The sequence below is a fragment of the Desulfonatronum thiodismutans genome, from assembly GCF_000717475.1.
Taxonomy (GTDB): Bacteria; Desulfobacterota; Desulfovibrionia; order Desulfovibrionales; family Desulfonatronaceae; genus Desulfonatronum; species Desulfonatronum thiodismutans.
In genome coordinates this window covers 25,181-48,761 of record NZ_JPIK01000010.1, presented here as the reverse complement: position 1 = coordinate 48,761, position 23,581 = coordinate 25,181, and the positions used below count along the sequence as shown (strand labels likewise).

The following is a 23,581-nucleotide window of genomic DNA, read 5'->3' as shown; positions in this document are numbered from 1 at the left end:
GGATGAAGATTGCTGGTCATCTGAAGTCACACTTTCACCCGCTTTTCCGGGAATACCAAATAACGCCTGGCCAGGAAGTTGAGGATCAGGCCAATGCCGGAGGCGGCCAGCTTTGAGCCTGCCGCTGTCATGCCAATGGCTATCAATCCTTTGGTCATTGTCATGTCCACGACGGCAATAGCGGTTACAGCCGCATAGTACACAGCCTGTTCGGTCCACGATTTCCAGCGAACATGCTTTTTGAACAAAAGATGGGTGCACAGCCAGTAATTCACTGCCGCCGCGGCATAAAACGCTGTGATTGCCGAAAATCCAACGGAAAGGTGCGGCATGAGAAGGAGAAAAAGCAGAAGATTAAACACCGCGGCTATGCCGCCGATGAAAACATAGATCAAGAATTGCATGGGCAGGGGCGACCTGTGCGCTCCGTAGTGCAAAATACAATAGAGTGCGCGAACTCCATCTTTCCAATTTATTTTTTTGCCTTCCGCATACGTCCGGCCCTGATAGGAAACAGGCATCTCGTAGACACGGCACCCTCTGTCCCCGATTTTGGCCACTATTTCGGGTTCAAATCCGAAACGATTCTCTTCAATGGGTATTGACTGGATAATTTCACGCCGGAAGAGCTTGTAGCAGGTCTCCATGTCCGTGAGCCCGAGGTCGCTGAACATGTTCGAGAGGAACGTCAAGACCCTGTTCATTTGGCTGTGCCAAAAATACAGGACACGACGCTCCCCTGAATAAAGATAACGGGAACCGAAGACAACGTCCGCGCGGCCTTCAGCCAACGGCACAACAAGCCGGCGCAGGTCCATGGGGTCATACTCCAGGTCCGCGTCCTGAACGCCTACGAAATCCCCGGAAGCCTGGGCAAAGCCGGTGCGCAAGGCTGCACCTTTGCCCTGGTTCTTGTCATGGCGCAGAAGCCGTACATTGTCATACCGCCTGACAAGTTCCTCCGCCACCTGCACGCTGCTGTCCCGTGAACAGTCATCAACTATGATCAATTCCAGGTTGAGCCATGTATCGGCAATGCCCTGAACTCTTTCAACACATTTTTGCAGCGTTTTCTCTTCGTTATAGCAGGGGATGACTAATGATAAAGAAACTTGTGTGGAATAAGAACCCATTGTAATTACCTTGTCAGAAATTTTTCTTTAATGTTAACTAATTGAAATACAAAAGCCATAAGAACAAAAGGCTCCAGCCAAAGCCTAAAACGGGCACCCTGGTAATTTGTCCCACAAAATGCATACGGAATTATGAAGAAAAAAATGGAAAGAAAGACATAGATATTCTTTCTTGAGACTAGAAATTGCAACAGAGCGATTAAGTAAACATTGCCATAAAATATAATAAAAAAAATGGCTAACAAAAAAGGAATTGGACTCCACAAAACGGAACCATCTTCATAATCACGATGCCATGTTTGCTTGAACAGATAGAAAAAGTTCTGCCAGTGCATCTCGATAGAATTTACAACTGTAAAGTAACTCAGGAATCCAGCCGTCTCTAAAGGATATTCATAGTAAACCTGCAAGGCTTCCTGCTTTCGAAAAGCTATCCGTTTTTCAAGATTCTCCGCCCCTGCAAGTTGCTGGATACGCTCTCGTGTCTCCTCATATCGATCCGTCTGCCCCTTCATTCTTAATACGTCCTTGGCCAGATAATCATAGAGGTTGATCGAACCGATTTCCGTCGGTGTGAACACGCCATGATTCACCCAGTTCCGCAATGCCGGGGTTTGCACGCCCACCAAGGTGGTCACGAACATAAACACGATTAAAACTCGGACACCGCGCTCTTCGGCCCACCCTCGGCTCTTGACCAAAGCCCAATGCATGCAAACAGCCGCAAGCGGAAAAAAAGCCAGCATGGGCCGCACATTCGCGGCATAGGTGATTAAAGCAAGATGGGCCATGCCCCAGGCAAGGCTACGACGTTCCAATGCCATCAATCCACAGGCGACTCCGCAGATTAACGTCGTTGCAAACAAGGCATCGGACAGGATGATGGGCACATAACTGACAAAAGCCCCGCATAAGATGGTCAAGGCAACACATGCCAATGCTGAGCGGCACCCCATGCCAAACAATGTGGTCGCGATAATAAAAATAGCCGGATAGGCAAGGGCAAACATCAGAGCCTGCGCGGCATAAACCACAATTCGCCATTCGACACCCGTGACTTCTGCCACTTTGAGCGTCCCTGCGAGAAAAAGCGGATACCCAATAGTCCTCCGATAATCAGGCTCTCCATGGCGGGCAAACACGCCTTCCTGCAGAAATGATTCCGCAGGACGAAGATACGATCCCGTGTCCCCACTCTGCCAGTTCCATTGATCAAGCGGCGCTAAATACAACAATACAAATAAATAGACGACATGAAGCGCCAGGCAAATAAAATAAATGGCGATTTGCCAAAAATTCCCTTTAAATTTAAACATTAGTATAATTTTTAATGTGTTCGACAATTTTACAAGAAATAGAATGAACAACACTATCCATTAAAAAATTATCACTTGTATCAAATTTCAAAAATGAAATGCCATTTTTTTCAAGAGAAACCCGCAATGAGTCCGTGCTAGATTTTCTAAAAATCATTTTTTTTTCTTTAAAACTATTATCTTTTGCACGATATAAAATAGAATTAATTTCAAAATCTGTAAAAGATGTATAACAATTTTTCATTGACCAGTCTCTTAAAAATATCCGAACATCATCATCTTTCTGCTCTTTTAAGAGAATTTTCGTCAATTGAAGTGCTTTCTCAAACTTCCTTTTCCCTTTCTTAATTTTATGCTGGCCCAAAGGCTTCGATCTATTCAATTTTCTATAAATTGCCTGTATTGGATTTGTATTAAGCTGCACTACAATGTTCGGCAATGAACAGGATAATAAAAAATCGTCAGACACATTGTCACTCCATTTTGGCAAATGGTGCACCAAGCCTTCATCAAAAAGATATATAGTATTTTCTTTATAAAATGAAAAACTATTCTTATACCAAGAATGTCTTGCAAGAAGCAAAATCCAACGCGAATATATCGGAATACTAAGCTTACTATTTTTGCAAATTAGCTTATAATATTTTAGTATCCGCGGATGATGCAAAAGAAAATTAAAAATCATAAAATATGAAAAAAAATCAACGTTACGCGCCACATAACATCTACTTCCAGATAGTGCTATGCTTTTGTTGATACTATCTGCAACAAGCTCTATTATTGTACTTTTTCCACTTCCAGATTGACCAATAAAATCTACTAAGAAATTTTTTTTTAAATAAAACATTTTTTACAACATGCAATCCATCTTTATGAGTTTCAATCGATTAACGCACAAAATAAATTTTCTCATAAACATTTACAATAATATCCGCAACATTTTGCAGATTAAAATTCTTAATCATTTTATATCGACCAGCATATCCCATTTTTTTAATCAATTCTGAATCGCTTAGTAAAAGCAGAATTGCTTTTGCAAGCTGCTCGACATTTCCAGCTGAAACAACGATTCCATTTACTCCATGCTCTATTATTGCAATATTTCCTGGGATATCTGAAACAACACAGGGAAGTCCGTAGCTCTGCGCCTCCAACAAAGCATTGGATATCCCCTCTCGACCTGATGGTAAAACAAATATTGAGGAAAGACGATAATGCTCTGAAGGAGCATCAACCCATCCAACAAAATCCACTGAAGATTCCAATCGCAAAAACTTAACCATGTTTTCCCATTGAGTACGATCTCCCCCACCCAATATTTTCAGCAACGCTGAAGGCTCCTCCCTAACAACAATATTCCACGCATTCAATAAAACATCGAACGCTTTGTGCTCCACGCCCTGGGAGAAATTGGCTACGAACAAAACAACTTTCTCTGAAGAAAAATCAGCGATTCGCTCCGGTATCTCAACTCCATTAGGTACCTCGAAAATTCGCTCCCGAGGGACTCCGTGAGTGATGAGATCCTCGGCAAGATACGGGGCCAGAGCAGCAAAATGGCATTCCCGTCGGGCTTTCGAAAAGGTGCGTCTCATTGGGACATCATAACCCAGAACATTCCACGCAGGGTATAACGCCGTTTTGGCCAAGACAGGGATTCCATAACGCCGGGCAAAAAATGCCGCGGCTCCAGCCAGCCAGGAAGACTCGTGGACATGTATTACGTCAGGGCGGTTTTCAGCCCTACGCAGCCAAAACCACAACTCCAGCAAGAAAATGGCTTTGGCTATGAACATCAGCGGCAAACCAAGCCAAAACAATAACGCCTCTCGTCTGAGTGCTTGGCCACGCCCCTGGAGGTTCGTTCTCCGAAGAACAATCGCCAACAGTTTTTCCACCCACCCACGGGCTGCGGTCATAAGTGGAACAGCCCTTCCCATGCGAACTATCTCATGATCACCAACCATTTCCCTCCGGCGTTGCTTTCTCTGCGTCCTCGCCGTCCAGACAACAACCTGAATTCCTCGACGCTCCAGATATGGGATAATTTTTCGACACTGCCGCTCAGCACCACCTTCATGGCCAGGCCAATAGCTCCAGATAAGCATGGCGACCTTTAAGTCATAACTCACGGCAATAACTTCCTTGGAAAACCTTAGAGCTATGCAGACCTGGATGAAAATATGCGCAATAAACTCTCAAAACAGAAACTCCAAGCAGTCGTTAAAAAGTTACGAACGGTATCGATTCAATAACGGAATAGCAGCTCTATCGACCACCCCAATGCACGCGGGAAATCTTTTCAAATTCAAAATTTTTGCAATGGCCATTCTGTGGAAACCATTGCCTCCGAAATACGGCACGCCGTTTTCTCCGATATGTATCAAAACACCGCTCTCCTCACGAAAACTGGAAGGGTCAAGCTCAGAGCGTGTTTGCAACGTGCCCGTTGCGCGACTTTGCTCAAAAGCATGGTCGAGCATGGCAAAGCGATCAATGATTGTTTGCCGCGTGTCGTTTCGGTGACGATGAGCGCGGCTCATGTATTCATAATAGCCAAGTTCATCCCATGAATGCCCTTCATCCCAATGTCTGTAACAAAAATCTATCTTGGATTCATTTCGTAACGGCTTAAACTCTTTCAACTTGCTCCAGTCAACAACCCTTCCACTGGCTAAATTTCGATGCTCACCCGTGACTCTGATTATCTCTTGGTTTGTGATATACCAATCCACCTTTGTTGCATCGACCCATATTCTCTCGCAAAACGTCGGAGCCTCTGTTCCATAGAAGAAACGATTGCCTATATCTCTTTTTATTATATGGCCATATCTCCCAACAGTCCGTACGAATGCCAAAAAAAGATTCTTGGCCACAAAGGTACATGAACCATTTTGGAAATGGTGAGCAAGTTTTTTAAAAAAAATATACATGTTGCCAACCGAAAGCCTCTCGCAAATTATATAATTCCTCTTTAGATCCCGGACGAAGGAAATTTCGCCATACTCTTGTACATATCAACATATTTTTGAGCAATTATCGCCATTGAAAAATTCTTCATGATGCGCTCCCGTGCATTATGTCTCATTTCCTGCCTTTTACTAGAATTCTCAAGCAGGAACAAAATGGTTTCTGCAAGGCGGATATGGTCTCCGACAGGGGCAACAAATCCAGTCTCCCCATTATTGACAACAGCGCGGTTACCAGGAATGTCGGATACGACAGCCGGCACACCCCAGGCTTGTGCTTCCAAAAGGGCGTTTGACATGCCTTCATGCCTTGAAGGCAAAACAAAAACAGAGGCCTTTTGGTAATGTTGGCTCAAATCCTTAATGTACCCCGCAAAGTGAACAGCATGAGCACACCCAAGTTCGCCGGCCATTTCCCGCCAAGGCGTCGCATCCCCTCCTCCCGCCATGCACAACCTCGCTGACGGAAGCCGTTTAATCACCAAAACCCATGCCTTGAGCAAGACGTCAAAAGCCTTATGCGCCTTGCCCTGAGAAAAATTTCCAACATACAGCACATAATCGCCTTTGACACATGTAACGGGGGCTTCTGGAACAAGCACCCCATTTGGAATCTGAACGATCTGGTCCTTTCGGAATACTCTTGCCGCCAATTCATCCTCAATGGCCCCGTGAAGAGCAACAAAGTTGATTCGAAGCCGAGACTTGTCGAGAATATTGCGAAACGGAACCGATCTGTCCAATATCGGCAATGCCGGCATATTGGACGCCTTGCAAACCACGGGGATTTGGAGAAATTTCCCAACCCAGCCTGCATATCCGGCCAACCAGTCCCCTGTGTGCACGTGAATTACATCAAACTCTTTGCGATGGTAGAACAACCAGCACGTTGCACCAACCATGAAACTCATGGTATTGATCCAGCGCACCAGCATCTCGACGGATTGCCGTAAAGATGAAAAGGACACTTCTTCTGTGTCGGCGGGTCGTATTTTTTTTTGTGTTCGCCCTGGGATTTTGTTCCGCCCTGCCCTCCATGCCAAAACAGCATCAAGCCACATTTGCAAAACAGCAATGCGACGGACCCGGCTCCTGCCATCTTGGTCTTGAACTGGGGTATTTCTCGAAAGACGCGCAGTCAGCACACAGCAGTCCACTTCATGCTTTGATAAAGCATGGACAAGCTTCCGGCATTGAGATTCAGCCCCACCTGCCGGAACCGGCCAATAATTCCAGATGAGCATGCAGACATTCATGAAAATGCCCGAAAAAAATGCAATGAGCTAAACGCGTTCCATTGCAAAGTATCCGACCCAACGCCTCGACCAGGGAATAACAAAGCGGCGGCCGCCGGATTTTGGTAACCGTTGTCCTGGCGAAGCCACGAATTTTTGAGGTGCATTCCCAGCGGCCCCCGGCACCATTGATCCCACGGCGGGGAAAAACCTTTTTTGGGGAGGTCCACGAGATGCTCCGGAAGATATTTCCGCAAAATGTGCTTTAAAATGCTTTTTCTACGGCCTTGGCCATCGATTTTTGCCCAATACGGAAGCCTAGCTGCAAAAGAAACCACTCTGTGGTCCAAAATCGGGCTCCGGCATTCCAGAGCATGCGCCATGGACATTCGGTCTACTTTCACCAGCACGCCATCCGGAAGATAGGTCTTGAGGTTGACATATTGGAACTGGCTGAGAACATCAGCAACGGCCACCCTTGCATACCACTGTTCCCGGTCCCCATACCACGATTTCCCCCGCACACCCTCCCAAACCTCTTGGCAGAGCAATTTCCGCAAATTCCTGGGGCTGACAAGCATTTCCAACACGGTAAGCTTTTGTTTTTTCAAAACATGCCGGAACCACAAATCAGACACCTTCTGGAGCAGCGTTCCGGGCTTGGAAAAAAACTTGCGCTGCTCAGAATCGCCCCAAAGAGAGAGTGCCTTGGCGTAAAAGTCATACCCGCCAAACAATTCATCTCCGCCGTCGCCTGTCAAGGCGACACTCACGTGTTCTTTCGCCAACTTTGCGACAAAGTATGTGGGTATTGCTGATTTATGGCCGAAAGGCTCGTCAAACTGTCGGACAATGGCTGCAAAGGAAGGTTCCATTTCGTCCGTCACAGCGAGCATGGTATTTGATAATCCCAGGCGGCCGGAAATTTCCGCGGCCTGAGCTGACTCATCATACGCTTGATCCGTAAACCCGATGGTGTAGGAGTTGACGCTTCTTCCCGCCGCCTTGGCAACCAGTGCGGCCACCAAGCTGGAATCGACCCCTCCGGAAAGAAACAACCCCACGGGTACATCAGCAACCATGCGCAACCGGATGGCGTCGCAGAGCAACTCCTCCAGTTCCTCCGCCAAGTCGTCCAGACTCCTTCCCGTGAATACATCTACACCGAATGGGCAGTCCCAATACTCCCGAATGGATAACTCTCCATCACGCCACGTTGCGTGATGCCCCGGCAAAAGACGTTTGATCTGCTCGAAAACTGTCCTCTCCCCAATGACATACCCGTAGGTCCAGAATTGAATCAAAGCGATGGGGTCTATCCTGGCTTGGTCAACCATCCCGCTTTGAAGCAACGCCTTGATTTCTGATGCAAAAATCAAGGTGCCGTCAGGTTGATGCGAATAATATAGAGGTTTTTTGCCCAGGCGGTCCCTGGCCAGGTACATTGTCTTGGACGCCACATCCCACAGAGCAAAGGCGAACATGCCGTTCATACGCTCCAAGGTTCCAGATATACCGTAGTCCTCAAAGAGATGAATGATGGTCTCCGTGTCCGAATTGGAGGCAAAACCATGGCGCTTTGCAAGTTCCTTGCGGTATTCAGAGAAATTATAGAACTCCCCATTATAGGTAATCCAGACATCTCCGGTTTCATTGCTCATGGGTTGGCGGCCTGCCTGAGACAAGTCGATAATGCTCAGACGCCTGTGCCCCAGTCCCACGACACCCGGTTCATGCCGGCATTGCTTGCCTGAAGCATTCCAAATCATCACGCCGGCATCATCCGGTCCTCGGTGGACCAATGTGTCGCGCATGGCCACCAGGGTGTCATGCTCCAACAGCGGTTTATGGCTGGCAAAGCCGACTATACCGCACATCTATCCACCCGTTCCTGTAGAAGCCCTGCCGACGCAATCTCGCGAGCAACATGGCTGACCATTGACAAGGCTTCCTCAACGGCTCCCGGAAGATGGGGTATTGTGAAAACTTCGATGTTCCGATCGGTGAGCCCATTGGCAATTCTCTGGAAACAGTTTCTGGCTTGCTCCAAAAAGGCTAGGACTTCCTTTTCACTATCTTTTTGGAGGACAATAGGCATGGCCGATCGCTGTTTTAAACGTTCGCAGCAGACCTCCGGGGGGGTATCGATCCAGACGACTGCTCTCAGAGGGGGCAGCTGATCGAGATATGCCGCCACGGAGTCGGCCATGAGAACACGCGAGGGCAAATAGCCGTATAACATGGACCCAACCTGCGCGAACCCCTCCTCCGCAAAGACAACGTCGCTTGGTCGACAGTGGTTCAGCAACAACTGATGCTCGGCAAAAAGGAGTAAAAAATTGTACACAATACATTCCCGCGCTGTTTCAGGCATGGGCTCTTGGTCGAGCACTTGAAAAATCCTGGCCATCATCGCGGTATTATCGCAGACGTACTGATTCAATTCAGACAGGGCATTGCGCATCCCGCATAATGGCTCCCAAACGGACCTCGGGAAACTTTTTGCAAAGTTGCGGATTATTCCGTCGTTTCTCTGGCGGATACACCTTGTAATCCCTTCCTCTTTCGTTACCACATCCGAGGAACGTGCCCGGAGCGTTTGCAAAAAAGTTCGCGAGCACGTTGTTTTTCCCGCGCCGGGCAGCCCCATGAATTCAATTCGCGAATACATGATCATGTCCACGACTATCGAACTGCCGACCTTTCCCGGCACAACTCGGAAGGCCCCCGGTTTCGGCGTGGGTCGACTGCAACGCGAAGTGCTCTCCCATGAATCCTTCCACGGTCACCCCGTGAAAACGCCCCGCAACCTGCTGAAATGTCCCAAGCAGTGCCAGCATCTCATCATGAGACAAACCCGGGAACTTCTGGATGACGTGCGGGTCAACTTTGCGTTTGGGACGTCGCGAAAACTGAAACTGCCAGTATCTTCTGCGCAACTCACAGAGACTATTCGTCAGCAATCTTGACCTATCTTTTTCAGCGTAACAACGACATAAATGGTCTACAATCGTGTCGGCGGCCCCACCGTTAATATCGTTTACGTATGAATTGAGAACACGAAGCGCATCCACCGGCGGAGCCAACGACCGTTGCTGCCCATCGACAATACTGCGCACGGCGGACACCAGCGCCGGCAAATCATGAATACGTTCACTGACAAGATTGGGAAGTTCCGTATCGTATTCGGAAGATGTTAGAGGCTGATATGCCAACACCGGACGTTCCAGGAGAACCCCCTCCAAGCCTGTAGTGCAGCCGTTGTGAACAAGCACTTCAGCAGCCATAAGCCAGGGGATGACGCTTCCATCAAACACAACTTTTACATTTGGCAGGGGTGCCAGCAACCGATGCCATGTTTCGTGGTTTTCTGAAGGGTGCGGGCGCAGGACAATGGTATTATCGGGAAATGATTTACTGAGCTTAAAAATTGCCAGCCTAAAGGCATCAAACAAGACTTGCTTATGAGCGACCCAGGCCAGGGCAAATTGTTCATCCTCCGGTGTTTTCACTTTGGCGTTGGCTTTCAGATCATTGAGAAAGCCGTTTTTTCCTTTCTTGTGGTTGCACAGGGAAAAATTGCCGTTGACCAGGATCATGCGAGGATAATCAAACCTGATGCGCTCAACTTCCGGCTGGAATACCTGGCGTAAGGACGAATGCAGAATATCAATGCGGGGATTGCCGACGCTGAGCACATGTGCGGCTGATTCCGGCGCATGACGTCGGATCAGTCCTGCCTGGTAGTCTCCCCATGCAAAAAAGCACTCAACCTGAGACAATGCATCGCGATCGACCTTGCGCCGCAAATACTCTTGATCATCACTGAAAGCCAAGCCTTCTTCGCACCAGGCCACAACTCTCAGGCCCAGTTTGCGGCAACCGGCAAACCATTCGGCACGTGAGGGAGCAACACTTTTATCCAAAAAAAAGGCCCCCCGAGGAAGCCAGCACACACGATCCCGTAGCGCTCGCGCCCCACCAATGATGACGCGAAATCCCCTCTCAGCGGCCACGCACCCCAGGTAAAACTTGGCATGCAACTCTCGCACCTTGGTTTCAATCGGGATGATCAAATGAGGCAGACTTTTCCTCGACTGGATTGAATCCTTGCTCAACGTGCCCCCCCGCTGTTCAAGAGGAACTCCGCGAACAAGATGTCCTGCACGGTGTCGATATTGGCCAACGGCTCCTCAATGACCAGGCCTGAACAGCGCCCACCTTTGATGGTTTTCTGTTCAAGCAGGCATTGCCGCGTGATGGCGTAGGCCGCGCCGTTGCGATGATACACAGGCCTCAACTGTTGTCGCGCGATAATTGCCGCCCCCTGCGGGTCGTAGTAGTCAAGGAGTTCGCCGTCCAAGACCAGCTGTTTCAAAGGGTGGGCCTTGCTGTCGGTCGGGCTCAGGGTCCAGACAGCATCGTGTCCGCCGTCAACCAACATGCGCAAGGCCTGCCGAACATGCTCGGACGTGCGCAAAGGGCAGGTCGGCTGGAGCATCAAGAGCACATCGTAGACACAGGAGTCCTTCTCTTCCATGGTCCGCAAGGCGTGCTCCAAAACGTCCCAATCCGCTACACGATCCCCGCTCAGGTCATCGGGCCTGCGAAACGGGGCATCCAGGCCGTATCGCTCCGCCACCCGGGCAATGTCATCATGATCAGTGGAAACCACGGCTCGGTCCACTTCCGGCAACTGCCGCACCACTTCGGCTGTAAAGGCGATCAACGGCCTGCCCGCCAACATATGAATGTTTTTCAACGGGATGCCTTTGCTGCCCCCGCGCGCCGGAACCACCGCCAAAATGCGTTTTTCTCTGTACATGGTCAGCCCGGTTTCATGAACATGTTGATTTCAATTCCGCATATATATAGTCGGCCAAGCCGACGTGATCCAACGTGCCACGAAACGCGGCATCCAAAACTGGCGGAACCGCCACCGCGTCATGGCCTGTTGGCCGCTTGTCGCGCAGCCACAGCAACATATTTGCAAGCCCGAAGCGATGTCGATGTCGCACCTGAGCGATGTTGAAACCCGCACGCCGCCCAATCTCCTCAAGACTTTTTCCGGTCAGGTACCAGCGATGGGCCGCCCTGTAGAAGAATGCCCCGTATTCCTCGGGAAGCAGTTGCAGCAGCCAGTCATTACGGTTGGGCGTGCTGACCACGAGGCGGCCACCCGGCTTCAACAACTGCCTGGCCCGTCCCAGCAACGTTACAGGATCATCCACATGTTCGATCACGCTCAGACAGGTGGCCAAATCCACCTCACCGGCATGTGTCTCAAGCGCCTGCTCCAGGCCGGGATACGGACAATGGCCTTTTTTCTTTAAACCTTCATGGTAAAAGGCTGCCGGCTCTATGGCCAAAGTTTTCGAGGCAAAGCCTTTGACTGCATCGAGAAAAGAGCCTCCGCCGCACCCGATATCGGCGACAACAGCCCCTCGCACCTCCCCCGTGCCCACGACCTCCAGGGCGTTGACCTGGTCTCGGTCGTGTAACCGATGATACGCCTCAATCGACGCTTCACCGTCGACCTGTTTACGGTAGTGCTCTTGGCTGTAGTCAAAGAACGCTTCGTCAAGCCATGCGGTGTCGCAGCTCAAACAGTGCGGCACACAGAAGGATCGATCAGACGAATCTCCATAGCGCCCCATGCGTATGAAACCCTGATAAACCATATCAATGCCATCTGCTCCGCAAATCGGACATAACGCAACCATTCCAGCCTCTCTCACACCAGAAATTTACTGCTCATTTTGACACCCCAAACGTGCCCGCACGGCACTCATGGGCGTGGCATCGTCAAACTGGCAATACCGTGCTCCAGCACTAGACGCTGCATCCCGGTCCATGTCGCTGTCCCCGACCATCAAAACCGAGGAAATATCGACCTGTTCAAGGCGGGCAATGGTCAACAATTCATCCGCCTTTTCACAGGGAAAACCTCGTACCAAGCGGAAAAAACGTTCCCAGCCGCGTCGTTGCACGATGCTTTTCAGGCTTGTTTCCAGTGTGGCTGAGAGCAGATACAACGGATAGCGCTGAGAAAGCATGTTCAATTCTTCGCTTGCTCCGAGGCGCTCCAGGCAGGTGGCCGCGCCTTCCGTGGCGATCCGGTCATACGCACCTGCGAATCTATTGACTTCGGATTCGAGTTGTTCCGCGAAAAGCGCGCCCTTGTGATGATGAACCAGAATATTCCGGATGATGTCAAACCGGCTGCCATTAGGAAAATCCGCCAACACTTCGGCAACCAACTGATGGCTCACGCCTTCATGCTGGAAAATATCCCAGTAAGCCCGCCGCTTGATCTCATTGGAAAAGACCAGAGTCCCGTCGTAATCAAACACAATCACCCGAATCGACAATTTCTTCTCCTTGATTATTGCGCTGGAGTTCACAGAGTATGTCAGCCGCGAAGCGGCTTTAAAACCTTCCCCCTCCGTGCCCTCCGTGTCCTCCGTGGTAAAACAATCTTTAACCACCCGCTGCGCTGGAGATCACAGAGGACACAGAGGTACATTACGCGAAGCGTTAAAAAAACTCTTCCTCCGTGCCCTCCGTGCCCTCCGTGGTAAAAAATCATACCGCCCATTCACGTTGGCCACTTGAGCGAAGCGGACGGTTCATTTTTCAAAAGGACGCTCCAGCCGGATGACCTGTTTCCCGGCAGCCCTAACTCCACGTCCAGTTGCTGATGGGAGTCTTGCGCTGCTCGCGCGGGATCTTGGCGATCTGTTCATCCTGGTAAAACGAGTCGTTGTTGTAATGCGTCGTGGACACCTCCTCGACAATGGCGCCGTCAAGGGTGTGAAATTTATGCCACTGGCCGGGCATGACCAGAAAGGTGTCGCCATGGGACAATTTGGTCTTATGGCCCTCCATGACGATCTCCATGTCCCCGTGCAGCAACTGGAAGGTTTCTTCCTTTTTGGCATGGTAGTGATAGGGATGTTTCTGCCTGGGCAGCATCACAATGAGCTTCTTGCAGTATGCTCGATTCACGCAGTCAATGAGCACGCAGCCGAATTCCCGGAAGCGCTCCAGCCCGTAGTGATGGGACAGCTCCACCGCGCTGTCGCGGCCCAAAGGAATACGCGCCTCGTTGAGCATGCCCTTCACCTGCAACAGGATCTGGTAGATGATGTCCTCCCGCGATGAGGAGTAATCGGCAAGTGCATCACTCAGTGCTTCCAGTGCTGCATAGTCCCGGTCAGCGACCATGCCCTCCCGGAATTTGCCGCTGGTAAGTTGCTTATCCTGCAATGGCATGGCGAAAAAGACTTGGTCCTTGGTAATTGTGGAACCTTTGCCTATGGCCTCCTTGGCATATGTTCCCCGCATCAGGGATTGCAGCGACTTGAGTTCCTCCACGGGCGACGGAGCCCGCTCTTCCCCCCCGCACATGGCCTGGGCGTCCTTGCACGCGGCGATCCAGGCCCGCACCTGGTCCGGCGTTGAAGAGTAGGCATTAAGCTTATACTTCTTGGTCGCCAGGCCGACATGACGCTCAAACAGCTGTGCCCCCTTGGCATAGGCGATACGCACGGAATCAAGATTGTCCGGCTCCTCGTGGGTGGAAAAGCCCACCGGCACATTGGGGAAACGTTCCCGCAACTGCTCGATCTGATTCAGGTTCAGCTTGTCGCGCTGCGTGGGATACAGGGCCACGCAGTGCATCAAGGCGAACTGAGCCCGTTTGGATTCCAGAAAGCTGACCAACTGGTCAATATGCTTCATGCTCAGCCCGGCCGTGGACACGACCATGGGCTTGCCGGACTTCACGGCCCGCTCCAGCAGCGGGCGGTCAGTGGCGGAGCAACTGGCGATCTTGAGCACTTCGATGCCCAACTCGTCCAGCAAGTCCACGGACGGCTCGTCAAAAGGCGTGGACATGGTCACAAGCCCCCCCTCGCGGGCTGCGTCAGCCAGGCGTTTGAGATCCGCAACAGGCAGTGGGGTCTCCATGAACCTGGGGATGTGCGGCACGTCCTTGCGCTCTCGATAGTCCGGATGGATCAGACTCTCCAGGTTGCGGTACTGGAATTTCAACGCCGCACGCACGCCCATTTCCGTGACGACCTTGGCGCATCCATTGATGATGTTCAGCCCGTGCACCACATCGCCCTGATGGTTGTTGGCCAGATCAAGTACAAACAACCCCTGGTAATCAAAACGTTCCATAATGCATCTCCTTACTACTGGCTCATCCGGTTTAAGCGCACGTGGCCAGAAATATGCAAAAAGCTAATGAAAACAGCCGACAGGCGTGAAGCCTTTTTGCTTCCGCATCTTTCCAGCGGAAGATTCCTCCGTGGTAAAAACAATCTTCACCACCCGCTGCGCTAGAGGGCACAGAGGACACAGAGTATCTTTGCCGCGAAGCGGCTATAAAAAAACTCTTCCTCCGTGCCCTTCGTGCCCTCCGTGGTAAAACATTCTTCACCACCCGCTGCGCTGGAGGACACAGAGGGCACGGAGAATTATAAAACGAGACGCCTGATGCCGTCTCGTAATTTCAACACGTTGAAATTGATGAGCAAACCCACCCGGTACTGGGCGAGTCTCATGTATGTCAGCAACTGCGCCTCATGAATCGGTGCAAGCTCCTTGATCGCCTTCAATTCGACAATGACCTTGTCCTCGACCATGAGATCAATGCGAAAGTCATCGTCCAAATCCAATTCTTTATACCGCAGATTCAATGGCACTTGCCTGTAGACATTTAGCCTTCGAAGACTCAATTCGTGCGCCAAGCTTTTCTCATAAATGCTTTCCACAAGCCCCGGCCCCCAGTAGCTATGCACCTCCATGGCCGCGCCAATGATCTTTTCGGTCAATGTCTTTTCAATCATGTTTCAAACACCCGCTGCGCTGGAGGGCACAGAGGACACACAGGACACAGAGGTATACTACGCGAAGCGTTAAAACCCCTCTTCCTCCGTGCCCTCCGTGTCCTCCGTGGTAAAAAAAAAATCTTTAACCACCCGCTTCGCTGGAGGGCACAGAGGACACAGAGTATCTTTGCCGCGAAGCGGCTAAAAACCTCTACCTCCGTGTTTTCCGTGTCCTCCGTGGTAAAAAAAATCCTTAACCACCCGCTGCGCTGGAGGGCACAGAGGACACACAGGACACAGAGGTATACTACGCGAAGCGTTAAAACCCCTCTTCCTCCGTGCCCTTCGTGTCCTCCGTGCTAAAAAAACTCACCACCCGCTACGCTAGAGTTCACAGAGGTCACAGAGGAATAAAAACGCAAAGCGTTAAACACCCTTCTCCGTGTTCTCCGTGTCCTCCGTGGTAAAAAAAGTCCTTAACCACCCGCTCCGCTAGAAGATGGTCCTACGACAAAAAGCCAATCTTTTTCGTTTCTTCAGGCTGTGATTGCTGAACCAAATCTGACAATGCCTGAATGATCTTTTTAAGCACGTCGTCATGATCAGATACTTTGCCATCCAGCTCATTGAGCTTATTCACTATTTGTCCATAGGTATAGGTAAAAGTGCGCAGGGATACAAAGGCGCGCATGATGGCCACGGTAACCTGTGTAGCAACCGGACTCTTCAGGATGGTCGCCAGCATATACACACCATGCTCGGTAAAAGCTTTCGGTGGATACTTGCTGTGACGTCCCCGGCCTTTTTTTAAGGTCGAAAAATTCGACCTTAAAGAGTCCTGCTCTTCAGGGCTTAGCTCAAAATAAAAATCCTCAGGAAATTTCTCAGGATTATTCCTGACGGCTTCATTGATGCGCTTGGTTTCCACACCGTAAATTTCGGCAATGTCAGTATCCAGCATGACTTTATGGCCACGAATGAAGTATATCTTGGTCTGGATGATTTCAGTCAACTGAGATTCAGGCATATCTTGCCTCAACGATTGGTGGGTTTGTCCCATGCCTGTTCCGATGCAAATATTCTTACCACCCGCTACGCTCGAGGTCACAGAGATCACAGAGCGAATAAGCCGCAAAGCGGCCTATTCCCCCCCCTCTTCCTCCGTGCCCTCCGTGTCCTCCGTGGTAAAAAAAATCTTACCGCCCGTTCCCGTTGGTCACTCAAGACGCCAAGGTCGCAAAGGAAAACAACTCTTCTTGGCGTACCCTGCGTCTTAAGCGAAGCGAGCGGTTCAATTTTCATAAATACGCTCCAGCCGGATAAGCCTTAATACTCCACCTGAACGGTCTTTTTCAATTCATGCGAACGATACGCCGCCGCGATAACCTGCATGGTCTCATAGCCAGCTTCCAGGGACAAGGACGCCCCGCTGCTTTTGCCTTGCAAAACAGCCTCGACCTCATCAATTTCGCCGGTAAAGTCGTCAGGACGCTTTCGAGGAATCAGAATCTCCCGCGGTTCCTGCCCGTCAACGCCCCACACCACGGCATCATTGCCCCCCCGGTAGTTCGCATACCATTCCAAAAAGCCCTTTTCTCCCTGGACGCGCAGGGTTTTCACCGCCGGGCTGGTGATCACATCCTGGGCAATGCTGCCCACCAAACCGGATTCCAGAGTCACGTTGATCAGACAGTTGCGGTCAAAATCCGCTTCCCCCTGCCGGACCCTGTCCATGGTGCAGGAAAGCTCGGCAATCCGACCGACGCCAAGTATCCTGGCAAAATGCTGAAACAGATTGATGCCGTGGGAATGCTCCCCGCAGGCCCCGCCGCCGAGAGCAGAAAAGCCCAGGTACGTATCCGCTGGGCCGCTCAGCCATGGATGGGCAGCAAATATCCCGCCCCAGTGCTCCAACCAACGAACTGAGATCGACAAAGGGTTTCCGATGTCCCCGTTGCGCAATACGTTCTCCGCTTCGCGCGTGTTTCGTGTATGGACATGATTATACCCTGTCAAGACGACTGTTTCGGCCTTTCTCGTAGCTGCAGCGAGTTCCGCGTATCCCTTCAAGTCCGGCGTGCACAGCGGTTTTTCAATCAAGAGCACCTTGGGGGTTCTTTTCTGGAGGGCCTCCAGGGCTATAGTCATGTGCGTGTCCGGAGGGGTGCCGATGATAACCACGTCCGGCAAAACCTCGTCAACACCCGCAGAGGAGACCAGCGCTATCCCTTCATCCCATCGGCCATATCTGACAGGGTAAATCTCCTCTTTTGTCCGCCGTAATGCCTCGGGATCAATATCCACGATGGTCACTCGCCAGCCTTTGCAGCGGCAGGCATAAGCCAAATGGTTGCCTATGGAGCCGGCGCCGTAAATCAACACGCTATACATGGAATTATCTCCTTATTTTCCCATCGTTAGACAAAAACATCTCTTCTTTGCGTAACCTGCGTCTTGAGCGAAGCGGGCGGTTCAGCACTTCGCCACCCTCTCCCCCGTGGTAAAACAATCTTCACCACCCGCTGCGCTGGAGATCACAGAGGACACAGAGATATTCTACGCGAAGCGTTAAAAAACCTCTCCCTCCGTGCCCTCCGTGGTAAAATAATCTTCACCACCCGCTGCGCTGGAGATCACAGAGGACACAGAGATATTCTACGCGAAGCGTTAAAAAACCTCTCCCTCCGTGCCCTCCGTGGTAAAACAATCTTCACCACCCGCTGCGCTGGAGGTCACAGGGGACACAGAGGTATATTACGCGAAGCGTTAAGACCCCTCTTCCTCCGTGCCCTCCGTGGTAAAACAATCTTCACCACCCGCTGCGCTGGAGGTCACAGGGGACACAGAGGTATATTACGCGAAGCGTTAAGACCCCTCTTCCTCCGTGCCCTCCGTGTCCTCCGTGGTAAAACAATCTTTAACCACCCGCTGCGCTGGAGATCACAGAGGACACAGAGATATTCTACGCGAAGCGTTAAAAACCCTCTCCCTCCGTGCCCTCCGTGTCCTCCGTGGTAAAACAATCTTTAACCACCCGCTCCCGGTGGTTACTCAAGGTAGGATGAAAAGCAGGCGGTTCAATTTTCAATCCTGATTCACCTTGATACGTCACGGAGCAAAAATGCCATCCCTGGTGATCATGAATTCCTTGGGCCTGTCCCCGTACCCGAAATTAATGCTCTTCATGGTCTGCTTGATCTTATGGAAGTGCAGATACATCATCTCCTGTCCATCTGAGTCATACGTTTTCCCTTCTTTCCACCACCAACAGCGATCAGTGCCTTGCCCCATGGTACGCTGATGCGCTCCGATTGGGGCCAACACCTTGTCCCAATACACCCGCGGTCGCACGGGTTGTTTACCCATTATCGCCTGCTTCATACGAACGATCCAATTTGGATTGTTGTGCACGTGCAGGTAGTCGGTGATATGGTCTTCATCAACGCCTGAGTAATTTGAAAAATCAGAATAATATTGTGAAACAGTTGGTATCCATTTATAGGTAGAATTAATCACGGGAGTATTTCGAAAAAGACAAAAATGTCCAGATATGCGACCAACACGCGATGTAATAATATCATAGCTATTCAGCAACTCTTGATAAATAAATCTTTCAATCCTCCCCCAAACAATATCTAAATCGCAATGCCCCCAGAAAGAAAATGGAAGAATATCGTCCTCAAAAATTACACCGTAGGCAGATTTAAAGTCAGCAATTTTATATGTAAAATCATGATGTACTCGAACGTTCATATTCAATTTATTTGATACAAGAGCATTAAACTTCTCCAAATCCATCGGAATAAAGTGAACATTCCGTGGACAGCAAGCTGGTCTATCTATATCAGTGTATATAAACCACTGGATGTCAGAACAATACCCACATGATAAAAGAAAAGCAGGCATCCAAAAAGGAGCTTTCCCAATATAAACAATGATAAGCACAATTTTCGAGTTTTTCTTATCAAAAGTGATATTTGAAAAATTACTCATAATAATGACACCCTAAATTAAAATCAATACAATAAACATTTCAAATTGAGCGACCAATTATCTTGCTAATAAATACATTAGTATAATATCTGACGCTAAATATATACCCAAAATGATTATTGCGAAATCTTTTAACTTCTCTCTTGAAATATTTCGTTTTCTTATACTTGGCAGTTAATCCGTCAAAGTAAAAAAATGATACAATAAACGGCATATGTTGCAACTTAGCGTTATAATTGAAAAATGCACGCACAAAAAAATCACGGTCGGCAATTAGCGAATAGCTTGTGTCATAATTACCACAACTCAAAAATAAATTAGTGCGGATAAAGCACGCCTGATGAGGAAGTGTACTTCGATACCAAAAATCTTTAGCATTCATAATTGGCTGAGCGTACTTAAAAATTTTAACACTACTCCTTCTTACTTCAACAATTCCGCCATAATTAATGTCAGCCTTCTCTTCAAAATCAAAAAAATTCTTGAGAGCATGTTCATCATACAACTTGTCCCCGCCGTTCATGAACAGACAATACTCTCCGCGTGCCAGATCTATCCCCTTGTTCATGGCATGGTAGACACCTCCATCCTTTTCGGAGAGGAATACCTGCATCCTATCTCGATATTTTTCCAAAACCTCCAGCGTGCCGTCCGTCGATCCGCCGTCAATGACGATCCATTCAAAGTCCTGACATGTTTGATTGACGATTGATTGCGCCGTCTGCTCAATGCGGTCGCTTTCATTGAGGCAGACGGTGATGATGGAGAGAAGTAAAAAATCGGTGTTCAAGTTTTGTTCCTCTCCACGCCTACAATATTTTTTTCACTAATCCCAAAAACTCATCTACCTGTACATTGCGATTTCTATAAACCTTGATATATTCCCAAGCATCGTGAGCAATACGCTGTCTAGCCTCACAATTATCGTATAGGAATTTAATCTTAGTTACAAAATCATCCAAATTGAAATTAGTTGCGATAAGACCAGTAATCTCATCCTGGATCAGCTCTTTGACACCCAAAATATCCCATCCAACAACAACTGTTCCTGATGCCATACTTTCTAGAACAACATTGGGGCAATTGTCCTCCATCGATGGAAAGATTAAAATGTCCGCAGAGTTCATTATCAATGATACCCAAAGGCTATAATATTGTCTCCCAAAGTTAGTAATCGGAAATTTTTTTGGAATGTTAGGAATACTTTCACTACCCATGCAGATGAAATGTAAATTATCAATACCCTTCAGCTTTCTTGCAATACCCTCCAGAAAATGCGAACCTTTTCGAGCTGTTTTCCCAGATGAGTCATTAATAAACAAAATAATAAAGCTATTAATAGGTAATCCAAGCGATTTCCTAACTATAGCTTTGTCTCTAGGAAAAAATATATTAATATCAACACCGTTTCTAACAAGGTGCACAGGGAACAACGAAGCAACTGGATGGTTACGAACTAGATCAGCAACCCATTGGCTTTGAGCCAGCCATAAAAATCGATTAGGTATAATTTCTTGCAATGCCGCTGCAATATATTTCCAAGAAATCCTTGAAATGTCGAATTCATTGTTGCTACCCAGCGCAGGACATGCACCACATTGACTACAAAAACGAATACAACCATTGCTATAGTGACACCCGCCAGTTAGAGGATTCATATCGCAAAGACGCCAAATGACTGGCGCAATACCTGATAGTCTTTGAATTATTCGCACATCGAAAAAACGAGCTACCCAATGCAAGCAGTAAATATCCGCTTTTGGTATCTGACGTAAAACATCTCTTGTATCCAAAACATGATGATGAAAACTCATTATTTCGAATTTTTTTTTGTTTGATTCAAAATCGTTACTTATTATTTCATTATTATATTTCTTTATATAGTAATTACGCCGAATGTTTGCCACAATGCTATTTGATTGATTAAAAGATATTACCGTTTTATCCGAAGACGTCTTCTTTTTTGTAAAAAAAATTGAATCAATTCCATGCCTGCATAATTGATGATGCAGTTGATATGCACTCCGCCCAGCACCAAACGGGCCATCGCTATATGAAATATGACAAATTCGCATGAATCACCCAAAAAAAGAATGTATGTGCGGAAGACAGATGAGCGAAAGTATTAATTCAGTTTTCACATCAAAAACCTTTTTTGCCACAGCCGAAACATGAATGCTGTCCAGACGGTTTCGGTCAATTTTGTCTGACCTTCGAGGAGTGGATCAAAAAAAACTTCCCTGAAATCCGAACGGATATATCCATCAGTTTTTAGTTCATGTTCATCAAACAATTCCTCGGCTAGCCGTTTTAGTGGTCCTTGTAACCATCTAGCTGCTGGAATGACAAAGCCACGCTTTCGGATCTTGGTGAAACCTGCCGGCAACCAAGGCTCAACAGCGGCCTTGAAAAGCGCTTTGGGTGTATGCGGAGTTAGGCGGATGTCGGATGGAATGCCAAGGACATAACCCACAAAATCCTTGTCCAAGAATGGCGTCCGGGCTTCGACTGAATGCGCCATGGAAAAGCGATCCGTCATCTGCAAAAATTCATCCGGTAATTGATTATTGAAGTCCACCGCAGCACATCGGTCCCTCAAGTCCAAATGAGAATACTCATCCGCGGTTCGTTCCAACACCTCTCTTCCTGCTGAAAGTGGGCCAGGCTGCTGTACAGCGACACGTTCATTATAGCCCTTCCCGTGTGCCGTAGGATAGGTTATTCCAAAAGGATGGCTCCAGAAAACCGGCGCATCCGTCAATTCATGAATGGTGCGAAGGCCCGTCACGCCATGATGTGCATGCAACAATTTCTTCGCTGCCAACAATCCATACGAAGCAAGGCTTAGAACGGAATGAATCCCCAACCCCATTTCGCGGAGTTTCATTGCCAATGCGAAATGCGGCCTTGTCTCCAGAGCGCAAAACTTGTTGTAATTGGAAAACAATTCATCCCCGCCGACTCCTGTCATAGCAACTTTGACATCTCGCCCCATCTCGCGAAAGACATACCAGGACGGCAAACCGCCCCCGTATGGCTCATCAAGGTGCCAGACCATGTCCTCCAACGAATCAATAAGGTCATCAACCTCCAGAATAATCTCATGATGATCAGTTGCATACAATTCAGCAACCTGGCGGGCCTCAACAGTCTCATTTATGGTTTGATCGTCTTGATGGCTAAACCCCAGGGAGTATGTCCTCACCTTATGCCCGCTCAGGGAAAGTGCGGCCACCACGGCAGCGGAGTCAACCCCTCCCGAGAGACTGCACGCCACTGGGACATCGGAAAGATGCCATCGGTTGACGGCCACCCTGAAACGCTCGCGCATGATCTCGGGTTGGACAATTGAATCTTCGGGATTGGAAGTGCTGAACGGCAGTTGATAGTAGGCCTTGATATCCAAGTCAGCGGTTGCGAGGGAATACGAAAAAAGGTGTCCAGGGCGTAGTTTTCTCACGCATGCGAATATCGACCGCTCTTGTGGTACATACTGCAAGCCTAAATACTCCTGAACGGCACGCGCATCCAGGTCCCTGGAAAATGTTGGTAAAACCATCAGGGATTTGAGTTCTGATGCCCAAGCAATGCCTTGGCCATGTTGATGCAGGTATAAAGGCTTGATGCCAAAAGGATCCCGCGCCCCCACAATACATTGTCTCCGCTTGTCATAAATGACAAACGCAAACATTCCGTTCAATTTCTCTACCGATGCAAGCCCCTCAGTTTCATACAGGCGAAGAATCACTTCCGTGTCAGAGTGGTCGGTTGCAAACCGGACACCCGAAAACTCCAAATCTTTACGTAATTCAGGAGCATTGAATATCTCACCATTGAAAACGATACTACATGAATGATCTCCGGACATCATGGGTTGGCGTCCCCCTTGGATGTCCACGATGCTCAAACGACGCATCGCCAATCCGACACGAGCTTCCGCATCCCAATACTCACCGGCATCATCAGGTCCACGATGGCGCTGAACCTGGTTCATCCGCTGAAGAAATGACCCTTCATCCAGTCCCGTATATCCGACGATCCCACACATTTTACGATACAACCATATAAAAATATTAAAATTATTGAAAAATGGCA

20 protein-coding genes are annotated in these 23,581 nt (G+C 48.9%); all 20 read right to left on the bottom strand.

Annotated elements, in window-relative coordinates; all coding sequences use genetic code 11:
- Positions 1 to 26: 26 nt before the first annotated feature.
- The gene (locus GY33_RS0107340; protein WP_031386716.1) at positions 27 to 1,133 is read right to left on the bottom strand and encodes a glycosyltransferase; all 1,107 of its coding nucleotides are present in this window, start codon (positions 1,131 to 1,133) and stop codon (positions 27 to 29) included.
- 5 nt (positions 1,134 to 1,138) lie between these two features.
- Complete coding sequence (locus tag GY33_RS0107335) at positions 1,139 to 2,449, bottom strand: hypothetical protein (protein WP_152555125.1); 1,311 nt, start codon at positions 2,447 to 2,449, stop codon at positions 1,139 to 1,141.
- Positions 2,442 to 3,296 carry a hypothetical protein gene (locus GY33_RS20965; RefSeq protein WP_152555124.1) on the bottom strand — a complete coding sequence of 285 codons (855 nt, stop codon included), beginning with the start codon at positions 3,294 to 3,296 and terminating at the stop codon, positions 2,442 to 2,444. Before GY33_RS20965 ends, GY33_RS0107335 begins: the two co-directional genes overlap by 8 nt.
- Positions 3,297 to 3,336: 40 nt before the next feature.
- The gene (locus GY33_RS0107330; RefSeq protein ID WP_031386714.1) at positions 3,337 to 4,581 is read right to left on the bottom strand and encodes a glycosyltransferase family 4 protein; all 1,245 of its coding nucleotides are present in this window, start codon (positions 4,579 to 4,581) and stop codon (positions 3,337 to 3,339) included.
- A gap of 99 nt (positions 4,582 to 4,680) precedes the next feature.
- A complete protein-coding gene (locus tag GY33_RS19710; RefSeq protein ID WP_051822395.1) occupies positions 4,681 to 5,382 on the bottom strand; it encodes a hypothetical protein in 702 nt (233 codons plus the stop codon).
- Positions 5,383 to 5,423: 41 nt separating this feature from the next.
- Positions 5,424 to 6,662, bottom strand: a complete 1,239-nt coding sequence (locus GY33_RS0107320) for a glycosyltransferase family 4 protein (protein WP_161788451.1) — start codon at positions 6,660 to 6,662, stop codon at positions 5,424 to 5,426.
- 8 nt (positions 6,663 to 6,670) lie between these two features.
- Positions 6,671 to 8,530 (bottom strand): asparagine synthase (glutamine-hydrolyzing), encoded by a 1,860-nt coding sequence (gene asnB, locus GY33_RS0107315; protein WP_051822394.1) that lies wholly within the window; start codon positions 8,528 to 8,530, stop codon positions 6,671 to 6,673.
- Positions 8,518 to 9,117 (bottom strand): shikimate kinase, encoded by a 600-nt coding sequence (locus tag GY33_RS0107310; RefSeq protein WP_031386710.1) that lies wholly within the window; start codon positions 9,115 to 9,117, stop codon positions 8,518 to 8,520. The genes asnB (GY33_RS0107315) and GY33_RS0107310 overlap by 13 nt, the downstream gene beginning before the upstream one ends.
- A gap of 190 nt (positions 9,118 to 9,307) precedes the next feature.
- A complete protein-coding gene (locus GY33_RS19705) occupies positions 9,308 to 10,771 on the bottom strand; it encodes a surface carbohydrate biosynthesis protein (protein ID WP_084184915.1) in 1,464 nt (487 codons plus the stop codon).
- A complete protein-coding gene (locus GY33_RS19045) occupies positions 10,768 to 11,478 on the bottom strand; it encodes an acylneuraminate cytidylyltransferase family protein (protein ID WP_035271530.1) in 711 nt (236 codons plus the stop codon). Before GY33_RS19045 ends, GY33_RS19705 begins: the two co-directional genes overlap by 4 nt.
- Before the next feature lie 13 nt (positions 11,479 to 11,491).
- Complete coding sequence (locus GY33_RS0107295) at positions 11,492 to 12,376, bottom strand: class I SAM-dependent methyltransferase (protein ID WP_031386707.1); 885 nt, start codon at positions 12,374 to 12,376, stop codon at positions 11,492 to 11,494.
- Positions 12,377 to 12,400: 24 nt separating this feature from the next.
- Entirely contained in the window at positions 12,401 to 13,024 is a 624-nt protein-coding gene (locus GY33_RS0107290) for an HAD family hydrolase (RefSeq protein ID WP_031386706.1), read from the bottom strand.
- A gap of 307 nt (positions 13,025 to 13,331) precedes the next feature.
- Positions 13,332 to 14,840 carry an N-acetylneuraminate synthase family protein gene (locus GY33_RS0107285; protein WP_031386705.1) on the bottom strand — a complete coding sequence of 503 codons (1,509 nt, stop codon included), beginning with the start codon at positions 14,838 to 14,840 and terminating at the stop codon, positions 13,332 to 13,334.
- Between the two features lie 299 nt (positions 14,841 to 15,139).
- Positions 15,140 to 15,511: a GxxExxY protein gene (locus GY33_RS0107280; protein WP_031386704.1), complete on the bottom strand. Its 372-nt coding sequence runs from the start codon at positions 15,509 to 15,511 to the stop codon at positions 15,140 to 15,142.
- A gap of 487 nt (positions 15,512 to 15,998) precedes the next feature.
- Complete coding sequence (locus GY33_RS0107275; RefSeq protein WP_235185488.1) at positions 15,999 to 16,553, bottom strand: ORF6N domain-containing protein; 555 nt, start codon at positions 16,551 to 16,553, stop codon at positions 15,999 to 16,001.
- A 266-nt stretch (positions 16,554 to 16,819) separates the two neighbouring features.
- Positions 16,820 to 17,884, bottom strand: coding sequence for a Gfo/Idh/MocA family protein (locus tag GY33_RS0107270; protein ID WP_051822392.1), 1,065 nt, complete (start codon positions 17,882 to 17,884; stop codon positions 16,820 to 16,822).
- A gap of 717 nt (positions 17,885 to 18,601) precedes the next feature.
- Positions 18,602 to 19,486 (bottom strand): DUF6625 family protein, encoded by an 885-nt coding sequence (locus tag GY33_RS20960; RefSeq protein WP_152555122.1) that lies wholly within the window; start codon positions 19,484 to 19,486, stop codon positions 18,602 to 18,604.
- Between the two features lie 40 nt (positions 19,487 to 19,526).
- Complete coding sequence (locus GY33_RS0107260; protein ID WP_031386700.1) at positions 19,527 to 20,276, bottom strand: glycosyltransferase family 2 protein; 750 nt, start codon at positions 20,274 to 20,276, stop codon at positions 19,527 to 19,529.
- A gap of 19 nt (positions 20,277 to 20,295) precedes the next feature.
- The gene (locus GY33_RS20400; RefSeq protein ID WP_084184911.1) at positions 20,296 to 21,561 is read right to left on the bottom strand and encodes a glycosyltransferase; all 1,266 of its coding nucleotides are present in this window, start codon (positions 21,559 to 21,561) and stop codon (positions 20,296 to 20,298) included.
- Between the two features lie 62 nt (positions 21,562 to 21,623).
- A complete protein-coding gene (gene asnB, locus GY33_RS0107250) occupies positions 21,624 to 23,534 on the bottom strand; it encodes an asparagine synthase (glutamine-hydrolyzing) (RefSeq protein ID WP_084184909.1) in 1,911 nt (636 codons plus the stop codon).
- Between the last annotated feature and the right edge of the window lie 47 nt (positions 23,535 to 23,581).